This window comes from Rhodococcus sp. AB351, assembly GCF_049538275.1.
Classification (GTDB): Bacteria; Actinomycetota; Actinomycetes; order Mycobacteriales; family Mycobacteriaceae; genus Rhodococcus.
On record NZ_JBMVFW010000001.1, the window covers coordinates 540,864 to 563,144 of the forward strand.

Annotated in this window: 21 protein-coding genes; 10 read left to right on the plus strand and 11 right to left on the minus strand. The window is 69.1% G+C overall.

Going from position 1 to position 22,281, the window contains the following annotated elements; genetic code table 11:
* The first annotated feature begins 30 nt into the window (after positions 1–30).
* The 5 genes from ACPCXD_RS02695 (at position 31) to ACPCXD_RS02715 (ending at position 5,297) form a co-directional block, all read left to right on the plus strand.
* Positions 31–675, plus strand: a complete 645-nt coding sequence (locus ACPCXD_RS02695; protein ID WP_423658254.1) for a hypothetical protein — start codon at positions 31–33, stop codon at positions 673–675.
* A complete protein-coding gene (locus tag ACPCXD_RS02700) occupies positions 672–2,057 on the plus strand; it encodes a hypothetical protein (RefSeq protein WP_423658256.1) in 1,386 nt (461 codons plus the stop codon). Before ACPCXD_RS02695 ends, ACPCXD_RS02700 begins: the two co-directional genes overlap by 4 nt.
* Before the next feature lie 14 nt (positions 2,058–2,071).
* On the plus strand, positions 2,072–2,473 hold the full coding sequence (locus tag ACPCXD_RS02705; RefSeq protein WP_337199616.1) for a DUF6802 family protein: 402 nt from the start codon (positions 2,072–2,074) through the stop codon (positions 2,471–2,473).
* 279 nt (positions 2,474–2,752) lie between these two features.
* On the plus strand, positions 2,753–4,585 hold the full coding sequence (locus tag ACPCXD_RS02710) for a phosphoenolpyruvate carboxykinase (GTP) (protein WP_160874115.1): 1,833 nt from the start codon (positions 2,753–2,755) through the stop codon (positions 4,583–4,585).
* Between the two features lie 415 nt (positions 4,586–5,000).
* Complete coding sequence (locus ACPCXD_RS02715; RefSeq protein WP_106201229.1) at positions 5,001–5,297, plus strand: NHL repeat-containing protein; 297 nt, start codon at positions 5,001–5,003, stop codon at positions 5,295–5,297.
* A 64-nt stretch (positions 5,298–5,361) separates the two neighbouring features.
* Here ACPCXD_RS02715 and ACPCXD_RS02720 read toward each other — a convergent pair whose 3' ends face one another.
* The 4 genes from ACPCXD_RS02720 to ACPCXD_RS02735 all read right to left on the minus strand — a co-directional run bounded on the left by ACPCXD_RS02720 (position 5,362) and on the right by ACPCXD_RS02735 (position 9,526).
* Positions 5,362–7,164, minus strand: a complete 1,803-nt coding sequence (locus tag ACPCXD_RS02720; protein ID WP_106201230.1) for an AAA family ATPase — start codon at positions 7,162–7,164, stop codon at positions 5,362–5,364.
* 90 nt (positions 7,165–7,254) lie between these two features.
* A complete protein-coding gene (locus tag ACPCXD_RS02725; RefSeq protein ID WP_106201231.1) occupies positions 7,255–7,731 on the minus strand; it encodes a VOC family protein in 477 nt (158 codons plus the stop codon).
* Between the two features lie 59 nt (positions 7,732–7,790).
* Complete coding sequence (locus ACPCXD_RS02730) at positions 7,791–8,960, minus strand: zinc-dependent alcohol dehydrogenase (RefSeq protein WP_039585081.1); 1,170 nt, start codon at positions 8,958–8,960, stop codon at positions 7,791–7,793.
* The gene (locus ACPCXD_RS02735; protein WP_160874113.1) at positions 8,960–9,526 is read right to left on the minus strand and encodes an SRPBCC family protein; all 567 of its coding nucleotides are present in this window, start codon (positions 9,524–9,526) and stop codon (positions 8,960–8,962) included. Before ACPCXD_RS02735 ends, ACPCXD_RS02730 begins: the two co-directional genes overlap by 1 nt.
* Before the next feature lie 500 nt (positions 9,527–10,026).
* Between ACPCXD_RS02735 and cysK the strand changes: the two genes are divergently transcribed.
* A complete protein-coding gene (cysK, locus tag ACPCXD_RS02740) occupies positions 10,027–10,962 on the plus strand; it encodes a cysteine synthase A (RefSeq protein WP_024102055.1) in 936 nt (311 codons plus the stop codon).
* Positions 10,963–10,970: 8 nt separating this feature from the next.
* On the plus strand, positions 10,971–11,549 hold the full coding sequence (gene epsC, locus ACPCXD_RS02745; RefSeq protein ID WP_085469736.1) for a serine O-acetyltransferase EpsC: 579 nt from the start codon (positions 10,971–10,973) through the stop codon (positions 11,547–11,549).
* 90 nt (positions 11,550–11,639) lie between these two features.
* Here the strand turns inward: epsC and ACPCXD_RS02750 are convergent, their stop codons facing one another.
* A complete protein-coding gene (locus tag ACPCXD_RS02750; RefSeq protein WP_059383777.1) occupies positions 11,640–13,088 on the minus strand; it encodes an aldehyde dehydrogenase in 1,449 nt (482 codons plus the stop codon).
* Positions 13,089–13,227: 139 nt separating this feature from the next.
* A complete protein-coding gene (locus ACPCXD_RS02755) occupies positions 13,228–13,707 on the minus strand; it encodes a nucleoside deaminase (protein WP_423658261.1) in 480 nt (159 codons plus the stop codon).
* A 110-nt stretch (positions 13,708–13,817) separates the two neighbouring features.
* Here ACPCXD_RS02755 and ACPCXD_RS02760 point away from each other — a divergent pair, with 110 nt between their 5' ends.
* Positions 13,818–14,219: an Rv0313 family protein gene (locus ACPCXD_RS02760; RefSeq protein WP_423658263.1), complete on the plus strand. Its 402-nt coding sequence runs from the start codon at positions 13,818–13,820 to the stop codon at positions 14,217–14,219.
* Between the two features lie 32 nt (positions 14,220–14,251).
* Here ACPCXD_RS02760 and ACPCXD_RS02765 read toward each other — a convergent pair whose 3' ends face one another.
* The 3 genes from ACPCXD_RS02765 to ACPCXD_RS02775 all read right to left on the minus strand — a co-directional run bounded on the left by ACPCXD_RS02765 (position 14,252) and on the right by ACPCXD_RS02775 (position 16,470).
* A complete protein-coding gene (locus ACPCXD_RS02765; RefSeq protein WP_172415080.1) occupies positions 14,252–14,683 on the minus strand; it encodes a CBS domain-containing protein in 432 nt (143 codons plus the stop codon).
* 106 nt (positions 14,684–14,789) lie between these two features.
* Complete coding sequence (locus tag ACPCXD_RS02770) at positions 14,790–15,692, minus strand: ROK family protein (RefSeq protein WP_088899660.1); 903 nt, start codon at positions 15,690–15,692, stop codon at positions 14,790–14,792.
* A gap of 22 nt (positions 15,693–15,714) precedes the next feature.
* Complete coding sequence (locus ACPCXD_RS02775) at positions 15,715–16,470, minus strand: class I SAM-dependent methyltransferase (protein ID WP_160874215.1); 756 nt, start codon at positions 16,468–16,470, stop codon at positions 15,715–15,717.
* Positions 16,471–16,635: 165 nt separating this feature from the next.
* Between ACPCXD_RS02775 and ACPCXD_RS02780 the strand changes: the two genes are divergently transcribed.
* Complete coding sequence (locus ACPCXD_RS02780) at positions 16,636–17,865, plus strand: glycosyltransferase family 4 protein (RefSeq protein WP_229565874.1); 1,230 nt, start codon at positions 16,636–16,638, stop codon at positions 17,863–17,865.
* On the opposite strand, the gene ACPCXD_RS02785 is transcribed toward ACPCXD_RS02780, so the two are convergent.
* Positions 17,776–19,527, minus strand: coding sequence for an MmpA family trehalose lipid delivery protein (locus tag ACPCXD_RS02785; protein WP_423658266.1), 1,752 nt, complete (start codon positions 19,525–19,527; stop codon positions 17,776–17,778). The two genes, ACPCXD_RS02780 and ACPCXD_RS02785, sit on opposite strands and share 90 nt — an antisense overlap.
* A gap of 180 nt (positions 19,528–19,707) precedes the next feature.
* On the opposite strand from ACPCXD_RS02785, the gene ACPCXD_RS02790 reads away from it, so the two are divergent.
* Entirely contained in the window at positions 19,708–20,895 is a 1,188-nt protein-coding gene (locus tag ACPCXD_RS02790; RefSeq protein ID WP_145690948.1) for a polysaccharide biosynthesis protein, read from the plus strand.
* A gap of 64 nt (positions 20,896–20,959) precedes the next feature.
* Here ACPCXD_RS02790 and pgfA read toward each other — a convergent pair whose 3' ends face one another.
* Entirely contained in the window at positions 20,960–22,195 is a 1,236-nt protein-coding gene (gene pgfA, locus ACPCXD_RS02795; RefSeq protein WP_423658268.1) for a cell envelope lipid trafficking protein PgfA, read from the minus strand.
* Between the last annotated feature and the right edge of the window lie 86 nt (positions 22,196–22,281).

The window sequence follows — 22,281 nt, forward strand, 5'->3', positions numbered from 1 at the left end:
GCGACAATCTCCGCCGACGATCGGGGGATCATGACGGGGGAGTTGTGGCACCACCTCGCCGCGCAGGTCGAACAACTGGATGCGCAGGCAGGGCGGTTGATTCGCCGGGCGCTGGCCGAGCATACGGCCGCGCTGCGGGTGCAGGTCGCGGGGCGGGCCGGGACCGGCCGGGAGAGCATCGAGGCGCAGGTTGGCGAACTGCTGCTCCGGAGGGCCGAAATCGAGGGTGGGGAAGTAGACGCGGCCGTGGCCGGAGTGGCAGTGGACACGCCGGACGGCCCCGATCCGGTCCTCGACGCCGACCTCGTCGTCTACGTCGTGCCCCGTCGTCTCGACCCGGCCGTCGCCCATCCGGCCGACCGCGCCGCGCTGGCAGCCGTCGATCCCCGCCGCGTCGTTCTCGTGGTGTCCGGCGAGCCGGATGACGCAGAGTGTGCCGCCGTCGCGTGTGCAGTGGGCGTGCCGCCGCATCAGGTGGTCGCCGTCCACGACGACGCGCGGCTCGCGGAACCGCTCGCCGCGCGTGCGGCCGTGGTCCGCCGCCTACGCGACGAGGAGCTCGCCCGGGTCGTGGCGGGTGTCCCGGCTGCACCGCAGGCGCGCGAACTCGTCGAACAGACCCTCGACCTGATCGGGCTGGGCCCGATGGAGTCCGTCGCCGCAGGACCGCAGTGACACCGCCGAGCGGTTTCGTGGATCCGGCCGACGACGTCCTGCGCCGATGGAATCCGCGCGGATGGATGGGACTGCACGGGCCGGCTGCGACCGGCGTGCGGGTCGTCGGAGTGCCCGGTTCCGGCGCCGGCACGCTGGCAGCAGAGCTACGACATCTGGGCGGGCCGGACATCACGGACGAGGGCCGCGCCGTCACTCTCGTGGTGCTCGACCCGTCGGCGACGATCGGCCGCACCGAACTGGACCTCGTCCGCGCGGCTTCGGCCGAGTCGATCGAGGTGGTCTGCGCGCTGACGGGTATCGACCGCTTCCCCGACTGGCGTGCGGTGCGCGACGCCGACGTCGAGATCCTGCAGCGGCACGCATCCTGGCTGTCGCGGGTCGTGGTCCTGCCCGTGAGCGCCGCGGCCGCGCGGCGGGCACACGAACTCCGGGACGACACGAGCGAGGCGGTCCGGCAGACCCTGCTCACCGCGTCCGGACTCGTCGAACTACGGGACGTCCTGGCCGCCACGGTCCGCTCGTCGCACGACCCGCGACGCGCACGGGCAGCGGTCGTCGCCGCCACCCGGCCGATGATCGAGGAGGAGATCGAGCGACTGAGCGCGGAGGACGAGGAAGGCGACCTGCGTGCGGAGCGCTCCCGCCTCATCGCCGCAGCACCACCCGCGACCTCCGGTCCCGACCTGCGCCGGCTGCAGGTGACGCTGTTGCAGGAGGTCGCGATGCGCGTGCGGGCGGCGTCCACCGCTGCGGGCGAGGTGCTCGAGACCGCGGACGCGGATGCGGTGGTCACGACGATCGACGCCCACGTCGACGACCTGTGCGCGCGGCTCACCGACGAGACGGCCAGGATCGCACCGGGCACGCCGGCGCCGGAACCCACGCGCACGGCCCGCCCACCGCAGACCGCGCGGTCGATGGAGGACACGCTGACGGTGGTCTTCGGTGCGTCGGCAGGTGCCGGTCTCGGCAGACTGCTCCTCACCCCGTTCGGGGACCTGCCGGGCTGGATGTCGCTGGTGGTTGCGATCGCGTGCGCGGTCCCGGCGGCCGGATGGCTGATGCGGATCCGCAGGCGCATCGCCTACCGGGACCGGATGCGCCGGTGGATCGCCGACGAGCTCGCGACCGTGCGCGCGGAACTCGACACCTGGATCCGCACCCGTATCCACGAGACGGAGCTGCAGTCCACCGCGCTCGCCGTGGCCGCGCGCGACCGGCACGCGACCCGCGTGCGCGAACGCGTCGCCGCGATCGACGCGGAGATCACCCGTCGCCGTGGCGAGCGGCGTGCCCGTATCGCGGCGTGCGAACGCGACCTGGCGGCACTCGGCCACATCCCGGAACCGCAGGGCCCCCGCGTGCGTCCAACCGGATAGGAGCGATCCGGCGCGTGCCCGGGTCGGAAAGGGAGACGATGGCCGAACTCGCCGGCTCGGGTGGCGCACCCCAGCCGTTCACCGATCCGTTCGATCCGTCGGTCTTCGATCCGTCCGAGGTGGCCGCCTGGGCCGACGAACTCGACCCGACCACCGACCTCGACGGTGACGGCGCCGCCGAGACCGTCGTCGCCGACACCGAGCGCTGGGGAGTCGGCGGCGACTGGGGTGACGGCCTGGTGGTGGCCACCGACACCGATCTCGACGGCAGCAGCGACCGCCTGTCGGTGATCGCGGCCGACGGCCGCTACGGCGTGTGGAAATACTGTCGCGAGCTCGACGGATCGGGTCGGTGGAGCCGACTGGACACAGGTAGCCTTGGATACGACGTACACCACGGAGAAGAGTCGAAGTGATTCATATCCGGCTGCGCAGCAGGGGGAGGGGACGGTATTGTGCGCAAGTTCTGAATCGTTTCTGTGAGATTTCCGACCGGCCCCGAGTGACGCCGGTCGGCATTCCGACGTTAACCTCTATGAAAAGGACATCCGGCGCCTACTTCGACTGTTCGGCCACGGACGAAGTAGGTGGTACCCCTGCCGAGAGGGGCAAGCCCGGATCTGCCATCGTCCGCACAGAAGAACGTGCAGGTCGAAGGTGGGATCCGGTTCCGGGCACACCCCAGGAGAGTTTTGATGACCTCAGCGACCATTCCCGGTTTGAACGGTACCGACGACAAGCTCCCGACCCAGCATGCCGAGTTGCTTGCCTGGGTCCAGGAGATTGCCGAGCTCACCCAGCCCGATCGTGTCGTATGGGCCGACGGATCCGATGAGGAATGGGACCGTCTGACCTCTCAGCTGGTCGAGGCCGGCACCTTCACGCGTCTGAACGACGAGAAGAAGCCGAACTCGTTCCTGGCCAATTCCGATCCGTCGGACGTCGCACGCGTCGAGTCGCGCACCTTCATCTGCTCGAAGAACGAGATCGACGCGGGCCCGACCAACAACTGGGTCGACCCCGACGAGATGCGCGCCACGATGACCGAGCTGTACCGCGGCAGCATGCGCGGACGCACCCTCTTCGTCGTGCCCTTCTGCATGGGCCCGCTCGGTGCAGAGGACCCGAAGCTCGGCGTCGAGCTGACCGACTCGGAGTACGTCGTCGTCTCGATGCGCATCATGACCCGCATGGGGAGCGCGGCGCTCGAGAAGCTCGGCACCGACCGTCCGTTCGTCAAGGCGCTGCACTCCGTGGGTGCGCCGCTCGAGGCCGGCCAGCAGGATGTCCCGTGGCCGTGCAACGAGACGAAGTACATCACCCACTTCCCCGAGACCCGTGAGATCTGGAGCTTCGGTTCCGGCTACGGCGGCAACGCCCTGCTCGGCAAGAAGTGCTACTCGCTGCGCATCGCGTCGGCCATGGCCCACGACGAGGGCTGGCTGGCCGAGCACATGCTGATCCTCAAGCTGATCTCGCCCGAGGAGAAGGCCTACTACATCGCCGCGGCGTTCCCGTCGGCCTGTGGCAAGACCAACCTCGCGATGATCCAGCCGACCATCCCGGGCTGGCGTGCCGAGACCCTCGGCGACGACATCGCGTGGATGCGTTTCGGCAAGGACGGCCGCCTCTACGCCGTCAACCCCGAGTTCGGCTTCTTCGGCGTCGCCCCGGGCACCAGCGCCGACTCGAACCCGAACGCGATGGCGACCATCGAGGCCGGCAACACCATCTACACCAACGTCGCGAAGACCGACGACGGCGACATCTGGTGGGAGGGCATCGGCGGCCAGACCCCGGCGCACCTCACCGACTGGCTGGGCAACGACTGGACCCCCGAGTCCGGCACCAACGCCGCGCACCCGAACTCGCGCTACTGCACCCCGATGTCGCAGTGCCCGATCCTCGCCCCCGAGTGGGACGACCCGCAGGGTGTGCCGATCTCCGCGATCCTGTTCGGTGGCCGCCGCAAGACGACGGTGCCCCTCGTCAGCGAGTCCTTCGACTGGCAGCACGGCACCTTCCTCGGCGCGACCCTGTCGTCCGAGCAGACGGCTGCGGCGGAGGGCAAGGTCGGTAGCGTCCGTCGCGACCCGATGGCGATGCTGCCCTTCCTCGGCTACAACGCCGGCGACTACCTGAACCACTGGATCACGCTCGGCAAGAACGCCGACGAGGACAAGCTGCCGAAGATCTTCTACGTCAACTGGTTCCGTCGCGGCGACGACGGCCGCTTCCTGTGGCCCGGCTTCGGCGAGAACTCGCGCGTGCTCAAGTGGATCGTCGACCGTATCGAGCACAAGGCCGGCGCGCAGTCCACGCCGATCGGCTACGTGCCCAGCGCCGCCGACCTCACGCTCGACGGTCTCGATGTCGATCCCGCCGACGTCGACGAGGCCCTCAAGGTCGACGTCGAGGAGTGGAAGTCCGAGATCGACGGCATCGCCGAGTGGTTCGAGTTCCTCGGTGAGAAGGTGCCCTCGGGCATCCGCGACGAGTTCGAGGCCCTCAAGCAGCGCCTGGGCTGAGTCCGTACACCACGACGAATGCCGCTCCCGGTTTCCCGGGGGCGGCATCCGCCGTCTGTGGGGTGAAATCCGGGAAATCGTCCACAGTGGACATCTCGGTTGTGCCACGCTGACCGGTGACGCAGTTCGACGATGCACTGCAACTGCTTTCCGTCGGCGAGAGGGTCGTCTCGTGCGTGGTTCGGGTCGTATCGGTCGGAAATGTGCGGCACTGGTGGGGGCGACGGCGCTGGCCTGGGCGCTTCTGGCGGCGCCCGCCACCGCACAGAGCGAAGAGCAACTTCGTCGGCGGACGTCGTTCTTGGCGAGAAGACCACGGTGGCAGCGGCTTACGCGCTGGCAGTTGCCCCGGTACTCGGAACTTCCCCGAACGGCCCCGCCGCCGAGGCGCGGCGGCCTCCGGGTTCCGTGGGGTGTGGTCGTCGACGGCAACGACAACATCTGGGTTGCGAACTTCGCCGGCCGGGCCGTCTCCCAGTTCTGCGGCAGCAGGGCAGTCGCCTGCCGTCCCGGAACCGCCACGGGCGCACCGATCTCCCCGGCCGTCACCGGCTACGGACTCGACGGCCTCGTGCGCAACACCGGCATCACGATCGACCAGGCCGGGAACGTGTGGGTGGCGAACAGTTGGAAGCAGATCCCGATCCAGACCAATCCCGGCGGCTCCGAGATGGTGGCCTTCGTCGGAGCCGCTGCGCCGGTGGTGCCCTGACCTCGACGTCTAGACCGCTGCCGAGGCAGAGGTCCAGTGCAGGTCGTCGTCAACCTCGGCTGGTTCAATCCGACACGAGTTCCATGACGTGGGGAAAGCGTTCGCGAACGGCGCGGTTCACATCCGATTCTTCGATGCGTGCGAGTTGCTGTGCCGAAAGGGCCTTCAAGTCGGTGTAGGTCGAGACGATGCGTAGGTCCCGCTCTTCGATGGCCGATTCCAGGAGGTTGCGGATGAACCGAGCGTTGCCTTCGCGGTCGATGAGAGAACGTGTAGAGCCCTTGGTCGACGTCTCGTTCGCCGTACACAGCACTGCGGCGATACGTTCGATCTCTGTGGCGGCGGACGGATCCAGATCGGCGCCGTAGACGCCGCCGGCCATCCGGTTCGCGATCTCTGCCAGCTCTGTCGCAGAGTACGAAGGAAACCTGATGTGTCGCGAGAACCTGCTCTTCAGGCCCTCGTTTCGGTTCAGAAAAGTGGTCATGGCATCTTCATAGCCTGCCACAATGACCACCACGCGGTCGCGATTGTTCTCCATCGTCGCGAGTAATCCGTCGATCACCTTGCCTCCGGCTGCGTCTCCACCGATCCAGCCGTCGTGGTACAGCGAGTACGCCTCGTCGATGAACAGGACGCCGTCGACTGCGCTTGCGAAGATCTCTCTCGCCAGCAGTTCCGGGGAACCCGATCCGGGCGCGAAGAAGTCGTTCGGCGCAACTTCCACGACTGTGTCGGTCGCGAGAATGCCGAGTCCGTAGTACATCTGTGCCAGCGCGCGGGCTACAACGGTCTTGCCGACTCCGGGAGGCCCGGTGAACACCAGGTGGCGTGAGCGTGCGGAGGGACGAACGACATCGGTAGCGTGATCGCTCTGAGCGTTCGCGAGAAGAGTCGAGGCAGTGAGCTTTTCGATTTCCCGCTTGACGGACTGGAGGCCGACCATGGCATCGAGTGCGCGACGTGCTCTCGAACAGGCCTCGGCGCGCTTCGATCGATCGGTGTCATCGGAGATTCGACTGCCGGAGGGCTCGGTGGCCGGATCCCAGGGGTCGGTACGTCGTGAGATACGTTCCGCGCTGGTCAGAGCGAGACGGTGATCGGGGTTGTGTAGTGCCTCGGCGTAAGCGGCGTCGTTCGGTCGCGTGGCGTACACGCGCTCCAGCAGGGTGCGTGCTCTCGGCTCGTCCCCCGATTCGCGTGCGATCAGTGCCCGGATGTACATGGCGTACGCAACGAGCCACGGAGTATCGGACTTCTCGGCCAACCGGAGGCGGCGGTCGGCTTCTTCGAAGAGTCCGAGAAACGCACAGGCGACCCCGACCATCACGTTCGCTCCGACGCGGAGGTATCCGTCGGCCCACTCTCCGACAGGACCCAGAACGGACAGCACATCGGTCCATCGGCGGGTCTCGTAGTGCAGGGCCCCCATCATGTAAGTGGCGAGTTGTGAGGGAGGCTGCATGGTTTCGAGCAGCGCGAAGGCGTCCTGAAAGTGGCCTGCGTCCATACGTGCCTGGGCTGCGGCAGCCCAGATCTCGGGACCTGTCGAGAGACGATGCGACGCGAATCTGCCTGCCTGGAAGGACCCGGACAATGTTCCGGGACGCAACCCCGCCCGCGTTTGTTCCCGGAAGAGACTCTGGTGCGCAGTGCGCATGAGATTCTCGATCACAGCTTCGTTCACGAGACCGGTCGTTGCGAGGCCGAGCCATGCGTCGCACATCATGGGGTCGATCGCCAGCGCTTCGTGAAAGCATTGCCGGGCGACGGCGAAGTCCGTGCGCTGTCGCCTTCCCTTGACGAAATAGCCCAGGGCCATCACGCCGTCGTCGAATCGCTTCTGCGCACGCCTCTTGTCGAACACTGATCCCCCCGGCTCTCGTACGGAACATCCGGGAGGAAGATCCTAGTCAGCGTGCACCGAAGGGTGCTCCGTGGGCAACTGCTTTACACCTCACGCGTTCTGCGTTGCCGCCCACTCGTCGAGCCGTCGCTTCGCTTCCTCCGCGGGCACGTTCTCGACCCGCGTCATCACGGCCCACCGATGACCGAACGGATCGAGGATCGACGCGAACCGGTCGCCGGTGACGAAGGTCGACGGTTCCTCGAACACCTGGGCACCGAGGGCGACGGCCCGCGCGAACACGGCGTCGGCGTCCGCGCAGTACAGCACGTACGAATGGTCGACGTCGTTCGTTCCGCTCGGCGCGTGCAGGCCGATGCCGGGATGGGGATCGCTCAATTGCAGTCGGCCGTTGTCGAAGTCGAGCTCTGCGTGCATCACCGTCCCGTCGGGGCCGTCCATCCGCTCGACGACGGTCGCTCCGAACGCGTCGCAGTAGAAGTCGATCGCGCGGGAGGCACCGTCGACGACGAGGAAGGGGGTGAGGGAGGTGTATCCCTCGGGGATGGGGTTCACCGAATTCGTCATGGCGCCAGTGTCGGACGCCGACCGTGCGCTCGTATTGAAGAAATCCGACCGGTGACGACCTAGGGGCGGAAGACCGCGCGCAGGCAGTCGTCCTCCTTGTTCTTGAACATCTCGTAGCCGCGTACCGCGTCGGTGAGCGGAAGGTCGTGCGTCATGAGCCAACTCGGGTCCAACCTGCTCTCGAGGACGTGTTCGAACAGGGTGGGCACGTACCGCTGGCCGTGTTGCTGCGCCGTCCGCAGGGTCAAGCTCTTGTTCGTCAGCACCGCCATCGGGAACTTGTCGGTGACACCGTAGATGCCGAGCACCGACACGACTCCGCCCTTGCCGCAGGACAGGATCGCCTCGCGCAGGGAGGTCGCGCGGTCGCTCTCCATCCGCAGCGCCTGCTTGACCTTGTCGTAGGCCTGCATGACGCCGGTTCCGTGACCCTCCATGCCCACAGCGTCGATGCAGGCGTCCGGTCCGCGTCCGCCGGTGCTCTCGCGGAGCGTCTCGTAGACGCTGTCGACCTCGGCGTAGTCCACGGTTTCGGCGCCGACCTTCTTCGCGGCGCGGTCGAGGCGGTCTCGGAAACGGTCGATCACGATCACCCTGTCGGCGCCCATGATCTTCGCGCTTGCCGCGGCCATGAGACCGACGGCGCCGGCGCCCCAGACCGCCACGGTGTCGCCCGGGGTGATGTCGCAGAAGTCGGCGCCCATGTAGCCCGTCGGTACCGCGTCCGACAGGAACAGGGCCTGTTCGTCGCCGACACCGTCGGGGATCTGGAAGCAGTTGACGTCGCCGAAGGGCACGCGGATGTACTCGGCGTGCGAACCTTGGTACCCGCCGAAGGGATGGGTGTAGCCGTAGATTCCGCCGGTGGGATAGCCCAGCACGGGTTGCTGCATCGCGGCGTTCGGGTTGGTGGTGTCGCACACCGCGTGCAGGCCGTCGGCGCAGTACGGGCACTTCCCGCATCCGATGAACGACGGCACGACCACCCGGTCGCCGACCCGCACGTTCGTCACCTCCGGGCCGGTGTCGACGATCTCGCCCATGAACTCGTGGCCGATCACGTCGCCCTCCCGCATCCCCGGCAGGTACCCGCCGAGGAAGTGCAGATCGGACCCGCAGGTCGTGGTGAGGCGGACCGCCACGATCACGTCGTGCGGGTTGACCAGGCCGGGATCGTCGACCGTCTCCACCGACAACTCGTTCACCCCTATCCAGCACAGGGCTCGCATCACGCGTCTCCTTCCGATGCACGGGCACTCGGACTGCCCTGCAGGGTGGGGATCTCACCGGTCTGCATGAGAGCCCGCGCACGGTAGAGCGCAGTGAAGGTCAGGGCGCCGGTGACGAGATCGGGGACGGGAACCTCGGCGCGCAGGGTCATCTCGGTGCCGCCCCGGGGCGCGTCGGACACCGCGAGCACTACGCGCGGACCCGGGGTGTCCGCGGCGTCCTCGCCGACGAACGCGAGTCCTTCCGAGGTGACGTCGACGCGGGTGTCCCAGGTCGTCGTCCTGCCGGGGCTCTCCCAGGTCCAGCGCAGCCGGTTCGCTTCGACCGTCTCCACCCGGACGTGGTCGCCGAAGACTCTGCTCAGGTTCTCGGGATCGCGCCAGAACTGCATGACCTGTGCGCGCGGAGCCGCGACGGTCACCGTCTGCGGTTTCCGAGCGTCGACGGGCCGGTCGACGGCGCGCCGGACGAATCCGCCCACCGAGCGACCGGCGTCGTCGATCGCCCTGTTCGCGTTCTCCACGACTCGGCTCGCGTTCTGCACGACTCTGTTGAAGTCGACCACGGTCGTCTCCTTGCTCGGATGCTCGGATGCTCGGATGCTCGGATGCTCGGGTCGGTGTTCGGTGTTCGGTGTTCGGTGTTCGGTGTTCGGTGTTCGGTCTAGTCAGGGTCTTCCGCGTTTCGGCGTCTGTTCGGCGACACCGTGCCGTAGCGGGGGGTGATCGTCCACTGTGCTTCGTCGAGTGCACGGATCCTCGGCGCGAGCGTGCCCGGCGCCAGTTCGTTGTAATCGGGGACGGGAAGATCGTGACGACTCATATGGTCGGCTACCCGTGCTCGGTGGCCGGGCAAACCCGGTCGAGCCGGTCCGAAATCTCGCGGGGCACGAACCCGTCGAGGCCGGGCCGGGCGACGACACGCCGACTCGCCGGGGAATAACGACGGCGTACGGATACGTTCGTACATCGATGGGCCCGCCGAGTCGTCCGATGACGGCGAAATGGTGCAATAGACCGAGACCGCGACCCGAGCCGCCGTGTGTGGCCATGAGGAGGATCGAGCATGAGCAGGATCTACGACAACGTCACCGAGCTGGTCGGACGGACCCCGATCGTCAAGCTCAACCGTCTGACCGAGGGAGCCGGCGCCACCGTCGCCGCGAAGCTCGAGTTCTACAACCCGGCCAACAGCGTCAAGGACCGCATCGGTGTCGCGATCGTCGACGCCGCCGAGAAGTCCGGTGAGCTGAAGCCCGGCGGCACCATCGTCGAGGGCACCTCCGGCAACACCGGTATCGCGCTCGCCATGGTCGGCGCTGCGCGCGGCTACAAGGTCATCCTCACGATGCCCGAGACGATGTCGACCGAGCGTCGCGTGATGCTCCGCGCCTACGGCGCCGAGATCGTCCTCACCCCCGGCTCCGAGGGCATGAAGGGTGCCGTCGCGAAGGCCGAGGAGATCGTCGCGAACACCGAGAATGCCATCCTGGCCCGCCAGTTCGGCAACCCGGCCAACCCGGAGATCCACGAGCGCACCACCGGTGAAGAGGTCTGGAACGACACCGACGGTGCCGTCGACATCTTCGTCGCGGGCATCGGCACGGGTGGCACGCTCACCGGTGTCGGCCGCACCCTCAAGGACCGCAAGCCCGACGTGAAGGTCGTCGGTGTCGAGCCCGCCGACTCGCCGATCCTCACCGGCGGTGAGCCCGGCCCCCACAAGATCCAGGGCATCGGCGCGAACTTCGTGCCCGAGGTCCTCGACCGCGAGATCTACGATGAGATCGTCGACGTGAAGTTCGACGACGCCATCGAGGTCGCCCGCCGCCTGGGCACCGACGAGGGCATCCTCGGAGGCATCTCGGCCGGCGCCAACGTGTGGGCCGCACTCGAGATCGCGAAGCGTCCGGAGAACGTCGGCAAGCTGATCGTCGTCGTCGTTCCCGACTTCGGCGAGCGCTACATCTCCACCCCGCTCTTCGAGCACATCCGGGACTGATCGCCGTCGTGGGGATCCTGCACACTCTCCGGGAGGATCTGCAGTCGGCGCGCGGCCACGACCCGGCCGCGCGCAGCGACGCGGAGAACGCCATCGTCTATTCGGGGCTGCACGCGATCTGGTCGCACCGCATCGCGCACCGGATGTGGCAGGTGCCCGCCCTGAAGGGACCCGCGCGGATCCTCGCGCAGTTCACCCGGTTCCTCACCGGCATCGAGATCCACCCCGGCGCGACCATCGGCCGGCGCTTCTTCATCGACCACGGCATGGGCGTGGTCATCGGTGAGACGGCCGAGATCGGCGACGACGTGATGCTCTACCACGGCGTGACGCTCGGCGGCCGGTCGCTGGCGAAGGAGAAGCGTCATCCGACGCTGGGCAACCGTGTCACCGTCGGGGCGGGGGCGAAGGTCCTCGGCCCGGTGGTGATCGGCGACGACAGCGCGATCGGCGCCAACGCCGTGGTCACCCACGACGTGCCGGAGGATTCGATCGCCACTGGTATCCCCGCGACCGTCCGGTCCCGCAAGAAGCACGAACCGCTCGTGGATCCGACGACGTACATCGATCCCGCGATGTACATCTGAGGTCGCGTCCTCCCGAAACACGAACGAGGGGGAGGATATGTGCGAGTTCTCCGTCGAGAACGCACATATCCTCCCCCTCGTCGTCGGGGATCAGCCCTCGTAGCCGGGCGGGTAGAGCACGGACTTCAGTTCGCAGAACGCCTCGAGTCCTTCGGGGCCGTTCTCACGCCCGATGCCCGAGTTCTTGAACCCGCCGAACGGCGAACCGGGATCGAATGCGTACCAGTTGATTCCGTACGTTCCGGTGCGCACACGCGACGCGATCTCGAGGCCCTTCTCGATGTCGGTGGTGTACACCGAACCGGCGAGGCCGTAGTCGGAGTCGTTGGCGATCTTCACGGCCTCGTCGACGCTGTCGTAGGGCAGCACGCACAGCACGGGACCGAAAATCTCCTCACGGGCGATCGTCATCGAGTTGTCGACGTCGGCGAAGATCGTCGGCTCGACGAAGTAACCCTTGTCGAGGTGCGCCGGACGGCCGCCGCCGATCACGACGCGGGCACCCTCTTCCTTGCCCTTGGCGATGTAGCCCTCGACGCGGTCGCGCTGCTTGGCGGAGATCAGCGGACCGATCTGCGCGGCCTCGTCGCCGGGAGGGCCGACGGGGAAGAATGCGGTTGCACCGGCGACCTTCTCGACGACCTCGTCGTAGCGGGAGCGCGGAGCTAGGATGCGCGTCTGGCCGACACATGCCTGACCGGTGTTGATCAGCCCCGACATCACGAGCATGGCGATGGTGGAGTCGAGGTCGGCGTCCTCGAGGACGATGGCCGCGGACTTGCCGCCGAGTTCGAGCGAGCAGCGCTTGAGGTTGCGTGCTGCGATCTCGCCGATGTGCTTGCCCACCGCGGTCGAACCGGTGAAGGTGATCTTGTCGATGTCGGGATGGGACACGAGGTTCTCGCCGGTCTCGGCGCCGCCCGGAACCACCGACAGCACACCTTCGGGAAGGCCTGCCTCGGTGAAGATCTCGGCGATGAGGTTCACGGCCAGCGGAGCCTCGGGTGCGGGCTTGAGCACCACCGAGCATCCGGCGAGCAGTGCGGGTGCGATCTTGTTGGCGCACAGGAACAGTGGCACGTTCCACGCGATGACGGCGGCGACGACGCCGACCGGTTCGCGGGTGACTCGGGTGCGGCCGAAGGACCCGGTCCGTTCCTCGACCCAGTTGAACGAGTCCGCCAGTCCGGCATAGTAGTTCAGCGTGCCCAGGGCCGGGGTCATCTGCACCATCTGGACGGAGGGGCCCGGCTGTCCGAGTTCGGAGGCGATGACGCCGGCGATCTCGTCGTTGCGCTGCTCGATGAGCGATATGGCCTTGGCGAGTACCTGGGCGCGTTCGGCCGGCGACGTGCGCGGCCACGGCCCGTCGTCGAAGGCACGCCGGGCGGCGGCGACCGCGGCGTCGACGTCCTTCGGTCCCGCGACCGGCACGGAGCCGACGCGCTCCTCGGTGGCGGGGGAGAACACCTCGAGTCTCTCGTCGGTCGACGGTGCCACCCATTCGCCGCCGATGAACAACTTGTCGTAGTCGGTCATGTCTTCCTCATCCGTTGCTGTGTGCTCACGTCTCGGATCGCGCGGCCGTCGAGCGCGCCGCGGTGCTGTGACCCCGAACACTAGAACACGTTACAGCCTGAGGCCAGAGGGTCACCAGATCGAATGGGACCGGACGGCCTCACTCCCCGAGGTGGCAGCGCCGGTGCAGCAGGCGGATCTCCTGTTCGAGTTCGGGAACGGGCCCGTCGACGACGGCATCCGGCACGACCTCGCGGATCGGCAGCGGACGGACCGGTGCCGCCGGCACGCCCATCTCACCCAGCCACCGGACGAGTTGTTCGGAGGACGCCGCGTAGACGATCCGCCCCAGGCCGACCCAGCCGTGCGCGGCCGCGCACATCGGGCAGTGCTCACCGGAGGTGTAGACGGTGGCGGTGGCACGCCGGTCGGGTTCGAGATGTTCGGCCGCCCATCGCGCGAGTGCGAACTCGGGGTGCCGGGTGCGGTCGCCGCCGGCGATACGGTTGCGGTCCTCGGCCAGGACCGTGCCGTCCGCGTCGACGAGCACCGACCCGAACGGCTCGTCGCCGGCCGCGACCGCCTCCTCCGCGAGTTCGACGCACCGCCGCAGGTGTTGCAGATCCGTGTCGTTCACCATGGATGTCTCCTTCCTCCCTCGGCTGCACAGTAGGGCGGGGGAGGAGTCGGGTGGCGCGAATCGGCGACCGTCACCACACTGGAGGGTGCCCAACGGTCAGGAGACATGACATGGCGGAGAACAATCCGTTCGGGTTCGATCCCGAAGATCTCGACCGCGTGGTGCGGGAAGCCGGTGAGGAACTGCGGGAACTGAAGGACCGCATCTTCTCGTTCCTCGAGCCGCCGGTGGCGCCGACGCGCACGCAGCCGCGGCCCGAGACCACCGGCGAGAAGGGCGACGGCGTCTGGGTCGTCTACACCACCGACGACGACGGTGTGGCCCACGTCGACCAGGTCCATCGCACCGAACTCGACGCGCTGCGCACGCTCAAGGGCAACACCGACCCGCGACGCTCGGTGCGGTTCCTGCCCTACGGCATGAGCGTGAGCATCCTCGACCGCCCGAGCGCCACCGAGGAGAGTGCCCCCGGGGACACCGCTCCCGACGACGCCGCGACCGGCGAGAACTGATCAGTTCTCAGCTGCCGTCGTGGAACGACAGGTCATCCACCATCGTGGATGTACGAGGCGAGCTGGTCGCGTTCGGTCTGTAGTTCGTCGATGCGGCTCTTGACCACGTCGCCGATACTGACGATCCCGACCAGCTGAGCGTCCACCACGACCGGCAGGTGCCGGATCCGTTGTTCGGTCATCGTCTCGGCGAGACTGTCGACCGAGTCGGTGGGCAGGCAGGTCGTCACCGTCCGGGACATCAGTTCGTGTGCCGGGGCGGCGAGGATCGACGGTCCGCGTTCGTGGAGGGCGCGTACGACGTCGCGTTCGGTGACGATCCCGGCGACGGTCTTGCCCTCGCACACCACCATCGCGCCGATGTTGAACCGCGCGAAGTCGCCGATGAGCTCGCACACCGTGGTGTCGGGCCCGACCGTGTGCACCGCCGAACCCTTGTTCCGCAAAATGTCAGCAATCCGCATCCGGTACCGCCGATCTGCTCGCAGAGCATCCCGGCGGCCCGCCACCGGTTTCCGCCGGGACTCCGATGTGGTCCTCAGGGTAGGCCGGAAAGCCCGGTGTGCCGGGTCAGGTTATCCAGTCGTGACCTGCGGCGACGATCGATGCGCCGGTGAGGGTGCCCAGGGCGCCGAGTTCGGCGGGGACGATCTGCAGGTCCTGCACGAACCGCAGGCGGGCGTGCCGGGCCGCCGACGCCAGCATCGGCCGCCACAGGTGCCCGCCCGACTGCGCGAAGCCACCGCCGACGACCACGCGTCCCACATCCACAAGGGCTGCTGCCGACGCGATGACCTGGCCCAGTGCCGTTCCCGCCCGCTCGAGTGCCGCGGCGGCGACGCCGACCCCGGCCTCAGCGTCCGCGGCGAGCGCGACACCGTCGGGGCCTTCCCAGCCGTGGGCGCGGGCCCAGCGCACCGCCGACGGGCCGCTCGCCACGGTCTCGATGCAGCCGACGCCGCCGCACGCGCACACCGTCGTGCCGTAGGGCGAGACGACGTGCCCGATGTGACCGGCGTTCCCGGTGCGGCCGCGCACGATCCGGCCGCCGAGCACGAGACCGCCGCCGATACCGGTGCCGAGCACGACCCCGAGCAGGTCGGCGACATCGCGGCCGGCTCCGAAGCGCTGTTCGGCGAGGGTCGCGGCCGCGCCGTCCATCACCAGATCGACGCGGGCGTCGGGGAACACCGAACGCACGGCGTCGACGAGTGCGAAGCCGGAACTCCACTCGGAGATGTTGATCGGGCAGATCGTCCCGGCGTTCGTGTCGACCGGTCCTGCCGCGGCGATCCCCACGGCGGTCACCGGTCCCTCACCGATCTCGGCGACCTCCCGGAGCAGTCCCGCGCACGCGCCCCACACGTCCTTCCGGGGGACCGGCACGGATCGGGCTTCGAGCGGGGTGCCGTCGTCGGCGGCGACGGCCGCGGCGAGCTTGGTGCCGCCGACGTCCAGGGCCAATGCGGTCATGGCGACGACACTAAGCGACGGGTCAGCGTCGCCGCAGGACCAGGACCAGGTTGCTGACGAGGAACTCCCGGACGCCGGGCACGTTCACGAGCCACCACGCCCAGTTCGGGTGGTAGCGGGGGAAGGCCGCGAGCAGTTCACCGTCGGGTGTCGAACGTGCCCAGCGCAGACCGTCGGTCGCGCCGACATCGAACAGCGACACCCCGTACCGGTTCTTCGGCTCCCTGCCGTGTTTGCGGGCGTAACGCCGGGCCGCGTACTCGCCGCCGAAGGCGTGCCACGGGCCGGTCTCGTGCCCTCCGAACGGCCCCCACCACAGGGTGTACGACAACACCATCAGTCCGCCGGGCCGCGTGACGCGCAGCATCTCGTCGGCCATCACCCACGGCGTCGGGACGTGTTCGGCGACGTTCGACGAGAAGCACACGTCCACCGATCCGGTGCGCAGAGGCAGTGCCAGGCCCGAGCCGCGGATCGCGCCGCCCACCTGCAGGCCGGCGGCGTGCATCTCCGACGGGTCGGGCTCGATCGGCACGTAGCGCGAACCCACCTCGGTGAACGCGTCGGCGAAGTAGCCCGGTCCGCCGCCGACGTCGACGACCGTGGTGCCCGTCAGATCGGCGCCGGTCAGACCCGTGTAGAGATCGCCGATGAGGTCGACGGTGTCGCGCGCGAGACCGCCGTAGAACTTCTCGGGTGCCGTCTGCTCGAACCGGAAGCTGCCGAGCAACCCCACGGAGCGGCGCAGTGTGGCGCGGCGGGCGAACAGCCGGGTCACGTCGGTGCGGGGTCGGGTCGTCGATGGCACGTCCAGTCACCTTAGTGCGGGCCTCGCACTCGTCCCTCACCTGTCGCCGACCGGCACCCGCTACTGTGTCCCTGTCATCGTTCGAGTCACATCTGCCCGGCCGGGTGGTCGAGTCGACATACAGGGGGTCACCGCGTGCGGGAGGTTCTGCTGCTCTGCTGGCGCGATAGCGGGCATCCGCAGGGTGGTGGCAGCGAGCGGTATCTCGAACAGGTCGGGGCACAACTCGCGGCGCGCGGCGTCCGCGTCGTCCTGAGGACCGCCTCCTATCCCGGAGCTCCCGAGCGCGACCGGATCGACGGCATCACCGTCAGCCGCGGCGGGGGACGGCTCACCGTCTATCCCCGCGCGCTCGCCGCGATCCTCGCGGGCAGATTCGGTGTCGGCCCCCTCGCCGGTATCCGTCCCGACGCCGTCATCGACACCCAGAACGGCATCCCGTTCTTCGCCCGGCTCGTCGCCGGCGCGCCTGTCACGGTGCTCGTGCACCACTGCCACCGCGAGCAGTGGCCGGTCGCGGGCAGGCTGATGGCCAAGCTCGGCTGGTGGATCGAGTCGTCGCTGTCGCCGCGTGTGCACCGCCGCAATCAGTACCTCACCGTCTCCCTTCCGTCCGCCGACGAGCTGCGCGCTCTCGGCGTCGACCGGGAGCGGATCGCCGTGGTCCGCAACGGTGTCGACGCCGTCCCCGCCGGTGTCGCGGTGGGTGGCGACGACACGCGCACGGCCCACCCGAGCGTGTGCGTGCTCTCGAGGCTGGTGCCGCACAAGCAGATCGAGGACGCCCTCGCCGCGGTCGCGGCGTTGCGCGGCACCGTCCCGGGTCTGCATCTCGACGTCATCGGCGGTGGCTGGTGGGAGCAGAACCTCCGCGATGCGGCCGCCGAACTCGGCATCGGCGACGCCGTCACCTACCACGGCCACGTCGACGAGCAGCGCAAGCACGAATTGCTCTCCCGCGCCTGGGTTCACGTGATGCCCTCGCGCAAGGAGGGGTGGGGTCTCGCGGTGGTCGAGGCCGCCCAGCACGGTGTGCCCACCATCGGCTACCGCAGCTCCAAGGGACTGACCGACTCGATCATCGACGGCGTGACCGGTGTGCTCGTGGACTCACCCGCCGAACTGACCGCCGCCGTCGCCGATCTGCTCGCCGACGCCGACCGTCGTCGTCAGCTCGGCAACAAGGCCCGCATCCGCGCCGGCGAGTTCTCGTGGGAGGCCACGGGGGAGGGCGTGCACGAGGTCCTGTCCGTCACGACCTTCGGGCACACCGTCTCAGGACTGTTCCCGCGCGCCGACGAGCCGTCGACGCTCGCCGACCCGCTGCCCGAGCGCGCAGCCAGCGCCGCCGGCCAGTACCAGTAGCCACACCACGTGCGTCCCGATCGCCAGGGCGCGGTTCGGTGACGGAGTCGAGGTGACTCCTTCCACCCGGTACAGGCTCAGATCCTCGTCCTGATAAGCGGTCTCGAGCGCGTCGAGTGTGCTCTGCGCGTCACCGAGTTCGCCCGGCGTGCCGTGCTCGACGAGCACCCAGCCCACCCCGCGCGCGGCGAGCGCACTCGGGTCCGCGCCGGACAACAGCAGAGCTTCGACGTCCTCCGCGCGACGACCCTCCCCGGCGACACTGCCCTCGGCGACGATCAGGGTTCCGGTCTGCAGGACGTCGGCGCGCAGCATGCGCGGGGACGGATCGAGCACCGGTACGGGCCCGGAGAAGTCGAAGACCCGGAACATGCCCGCGGGCAGCACCGCCACGTCGCCGTCGTCGGCCGTGACCATCTGCGAGACCCTCTCCCAGCCCGACGGATAGCGCACGGGTTGCAGTTGCCCGCCCACACCCCACACCAGGTCCGGCAGCGCAACCAGCACGGCGGCGATCGCGGCCGTCGCCCACACCGGTTCGGGCGCCGCGAAGCGCCGCGCGAGGACGGTCGTGCCGGCCGCCGCGGCGAGCGCGTAGGCGGGCATCGCCCACGCGACCCACTTCTGGGTGTCGCGCAGCAGTCCCGCGCCGGGCACGTTCACCATCGCCCATTCGCCGAGGGCGAGGCCCGGGCCGGTCGCGGCGAGGGCGATGGCGAGCACCGCGAGGACAGCGGGCACCACGACCGCGACGATCACCGGATTCCTGCGTCGCCGCCACAACGCCGGCACCCCGCACGCCACCACCGCCAGCAGCAGCAGGGTGCCCATCAGCGCCCATGCCGTGGTGCGCGAGGTGGGGACGGCTTCGGCGTTCCAGATCCCGCCGAGTCCCGCCACCGAACCGATCGTGCCGAGCAGCGGTTCGGCCCGGGCGGCGAACGCGCGCACTCCGGCCGGGTCCGCTTCGGTGCCGCCACCGGCGAGCGCCGTCGCGACCAGCCACGGCAACGACACCGTGACACCCAGCGCGAGCGCGCCGCCCACGCGCGGCGACACCCGCGTCCGTCCACCGGGGGCGACGAGGACGGCGCAGGCCGTCACGATCGCCAGCAGGGCGCCGGTCGGGGTCGGTCCCGCAGCGGCCAGGCACACCGCGAGCGACGCCCACCCACCGCGCCTGCGTCGCCGGATCGCGACGGCCGCGCAGATCGTCCACGGCAGCGCGGCGTATCCGGCGAGCAGACTCCAGTGCCCCTGCAGCAGCCGCTCGGCGACATAGGGATTCCAGATCGCGACCGTCGCCGCGACGAGCCGGGCGCCGGTTCCGCTCGTCGGCAGCACCACCGCGACCAGCCGTGCCGCGCCCCATCCCGCCGCCCACAACGACGCGACGAGCAGCGCCGTGACCGCGACACCACCGTCGACGACGGTGCTCACCCACGCCAGCAGGGCGTCCTGCGGCACCGCACGGGCGGCGGCGTCGGACAGACCGAGGGCGGAGTCGGTGAGGAACGATCGGGGAGTGCTCACCGCATCGCGGAAGAGCAGGTAGCCGGGGGAGACGAGGAACGGGCCGAACACCGCGACCGTGAGGACGAGGGACCAGACCGCCGGGAGAGCCGCCGTCGTGGACATGCGGGACGACTCCGGGCGGGACATGGCGGCAGAATACGGTGTCGTTCCGGATGGGAGGATGAGCGGATGCCGCGAACACCCCGACCCGCGTCGGAGGGCACCGAGACCACTCGTGGTTCGACGACGGGCACCGAGACCACTCGTGGTTCGACGACGGGCACCGAGACCACTCGTGGGTCGACGACGGGAACCGCCGTCGCCGGTATGACACTGGTGACGGTCGGCGCGATGACCGCGAACCTCGCGTCCTATCTGTTGCACCTGCCGGCGGGACGCTGGCTCGGGCCCGCCGGATACGGCGAGTTCGCGAGCCTGCTCGCCGCGCAGCTCGTCCTCGCCGTGCCGGCGCTGGCGTTGCAGACGGTCGTCGCCCGGGAGGCCGTGCACGGCACCGGCGCCGCGGCGCTGCGCCGTCTCGGTTACCGCTGCGCCGTGCTCGCCTTCGTCGTCGCGATGCTTCTCGTGCCCGTCGTGGCGTGGGCGCTCGACACGAGTGTCGGGGGAGCGTTCGGATCGCTCGTCACCGCGCCGCTGCTCGTCCTCCTCGCCGCCGAACAGGGTCTGCTGCAGGGCCGGGGCAGGTTCGCGGCGCTCAGCGTGGTCCTGGCCGGAGCCGGCATCGCGAAGGTGGTGCCGGCCGTCGCGGTGCTCGCCGTCGGGGGCGGCCCCGGTGCCGCGCTGTTCGCCGGGGCGCTCGGCACGGGTGCGGTCGCGCTGGCCGCGAGTGTGCTCGTGGGCCGGACGTCGGGTGGACGGACGGAACCGGTCCCGACCGCGGGGGCGGTGCTGCGTGCCTCCCAGGTGCAGCTGGCCCTCATCGCGCTCACGTCGCTCGATCTGTTGCTCGCCCGCATGCTGCTCGACCCCGATTCGGCCGGCCTGTACGCGCTGGGGGCGGTGGCGACGAAGGTCGCCTTCTGGTTGCCGCAGGCGGTCGGTGTGGTGCTCTATCCGCGGATGGCGAATCCCGCCCAGTCGGCGGCCGCAGTGCGGTCGGCGCTCACCGTCCTCGTCGCGATCGGCGCGGTGCTCGTCGCCGGTGCGGCGATCTGCGCACCGATCGTCCCGATGCTGGTCGGCGATGCCTACGGGCCGGTGCAGTCGCTGCTGTGGCTGTTCGCGCTGCAGGGCGCGTGTCTGGCCGTCCTGCAGGGGGCGTTGCTGTCGGCGATCGCCGGGGAACGCACCCATCTCGCGCTCGTCGCATGGGCGGGCCTCGCCTTCGAGGCGGTGCTGATGTTCACGGTGGCGTCGACCCTGCGGCAGTTCATCGCGGTCGCCGTCGGTGTGGCCGCCGCGACGGCCGCAGTGGTCGCGGTGCTCGCTCTGCGCGGTGCCGGCGCGACCCGGTCGTCCACGGACGAGGCGGCGACCCCGTCCACCGACGAGTGACCCACGAACGAAACCGCCCCCCACCGGGATCGGTGAGGGGCGGCTCGGTTCGTCTACCGGACGATCACTCCTGCGTCGGAGGCTTGCGCAGATCGGTGCGCGGGATCTCCTGCGTCTGATCCGTCGTCCAATCGCGCTGCTGCGCGTTCGGATCGGTCTGACGCGGGATGACCTCGGTGCGGTCGTCGGTGTGATCGCGCTGCGCGCCGGCCGAATGCGCCGGGCCGACCGTGGTCGTGGCCGGGCCTGCCGGAGCGGGACCGCCGGTCGCGGTGGCCGGACGACGGTTGCCGCCGCCGCGCAGGCCGAGCACGAAGCCGACGATCAGCAGGATGACGCCGAGGATGCCGAGGATGATCGGCAGGGTGCGGCCGAACAGCGAGATGGTGTCCTGGCCGTCCTTGGCCTGCTCGATCTGGTACTCGATCGTCTCCTCGTTGAACGGGAGCGTCACGTTCAGAACGGTCACCTCGGGCTTGTCGGCCTCGCGGGCGTAGTACTGGTCCTGCTGCTCCTGGCCCTTGACGACGACGCCGGTAACCGGATCGACCCACAGGTCGCGGGTGTTGTTGTACCAGCGGGTCATCGTGATGGGCTCGTCGCCCTCACCGACACCCCAGGTGGAGGCGGGCAGGCTGAGCTTGTAGGTCGGGACCTCGCGGTCGGCCTTCGACAGGTCGATCGGGCCGATCTCCTGGCTGAAGTGGTAGACCTTCATGCCGTTGATCTCCTCCTCACCGACGAAGTCGATGGGGAAGTTGTCGCGAGCGTTGATGTCGTAGTACGGGTACGACTCCTGCTGGACGTCGAACGGGAACTTGTACTGCAGTCCCTCGCGGTTGTCGATCTCCACCGGCGGCTTGTCGGCGTTCACCTGGATCGTGCTCACGCGATCCGGGAACTCCTCCTCCGAGACGGGCATGGAGGTCTTCCGGTCGATCGTGACGCGGTCGACGACGGCCGAGACCAGGCCCGTGTCCCCCTGCATGTCGAGTCGTCGCACGGTCTGGCCGGCCTGCAGCGTCATGACCTCGGCGTCCGAGGGATCCTCGACGGTGACGAAGCGCTGCGCGACGATCGGCACGTCGCGATCGACCTGCGCGTTGCCGGCGAGCAGCTGGCGGGAGTTGAGGATGTCGCCCGTGCCCTCGGCGACCGTGGTCACCTCGAGATCGAGCGGTGTCGTCCTCAGCTTCCCGAGCGTGTACGTCGGCACGAGAATCGCGATCACCAGGAGGAAGGCCCCCAGGCCCACCAGAATCATTGCCAGTATCCGGCCGGAGCTCGAACGCTCAGCCATGCTTTCTCCTCACTCAACGGTCGTCATCGAGTACCCCCACCGGCAGCAGCAGGGCTGCACGGATCGCCTGGCATCCGGCCCGCGAA

What these genes read in the sequence shown, in the direction of transcription:
- ACPCXD_RS02695 (WP_423658254.1), top strand. Translation starts at nt 31, where the DNA reads ATGACGGGGGAGTTGTGGCACCACCTCGCCGCGCAGGTCGAACAACTG.
- ACPCXD_RS02710 (WP_160874115.1), top strand. Translation starts at nt 2,753, where the DNA reads ATGACCTCAGCGACCATTCCCGGTTTGAACGGTACCGACGACAAGCTC.
- ACPCXD_RS02725 (WP_106201231.1), bottom strand. Translation starts at nt 7,731, where the DNA reads ATGACGAATTCGGTGAACCCCATCCCCGAGGGATACACCTCCCTCACC.
- ACPCXD_RS02730 (WP_039585081.1), bottom strand. Translation starts at nt 8,960, where the DNA reads ATGCGAGCCCTGTGCTGGATAGGGGTGAACGAGTTGTCGGTGGAGACG.
- cysK (WP_024102055.1), top strand. Translation starts at nt 10,027, where the DNA reads ATGAGCAGGATCTACGACAACGTCACCGAGCTGGTCGGACGGACCCCG.
- ACPCXD_RS02750 (WP_059383777.1), bottom strand. Translation starts at nt 13,088, where the DNA reads ATGACCGACTACGACAAGTTGTTCATCGGCGGCGAATGGGTGGCACCG.
- ACPCXD_RS02755 (WP_423658261.1), bottom strand. Translation starts at nt 13,707, where the DNA reads ATGGTGAACGACACGGATCTGCAACACCTGCGGCGGTGCGTCGAACTC.
- ACPCXD_RS02760 (WP_423658263.1), top strand. Translation starts at nt 13,818, where the DNA reads ATGGCGGAGAACAATCCGTTCGGGTTCGATCCCGAAGATCTCGACCGC.
- ACPCXD_RS02765 (WP_172415080.1), bottom strand. Translation starts at nt 14,683, where the DNA reads ATGCGGATTGCTGACATTTTGCGGAACAAGGGTTCGGCGGTGCACACG.
- ACPCXD_RS02770 (WP_088899660.1), bottom strand. Translation starts at nt 15,692, where the DNA reads ATGACCGCATTGGCCCTGGACGTCGGCGGCACCAAGCTCGCCGCGGCC.
- ACPCXD_RS02785 (WP_423658266.1), bottom strand. Translation starts at nt 19,527, where the DNA reads ATGTCCCGCCCGGAGTCGTCCCGCATGTCCACGACGGCGGCTCTCCCG.
- ACPCXD_RS02790 (WP_145690948.1), top strand. Translation starts at nt 19,708, where the DNA reads ATGACACTGGTGACGGTCGGCGCGATGACCGCGAACCTCGCGTCCTAT.
- pgfA (WP_423658268.1), bottom strand. Translation starts at nt 22,195, where the DNA reads ATGGCTGAGCGTTCGAGCTCCGGCCGGATACTGGCAATGATTCTGGTG.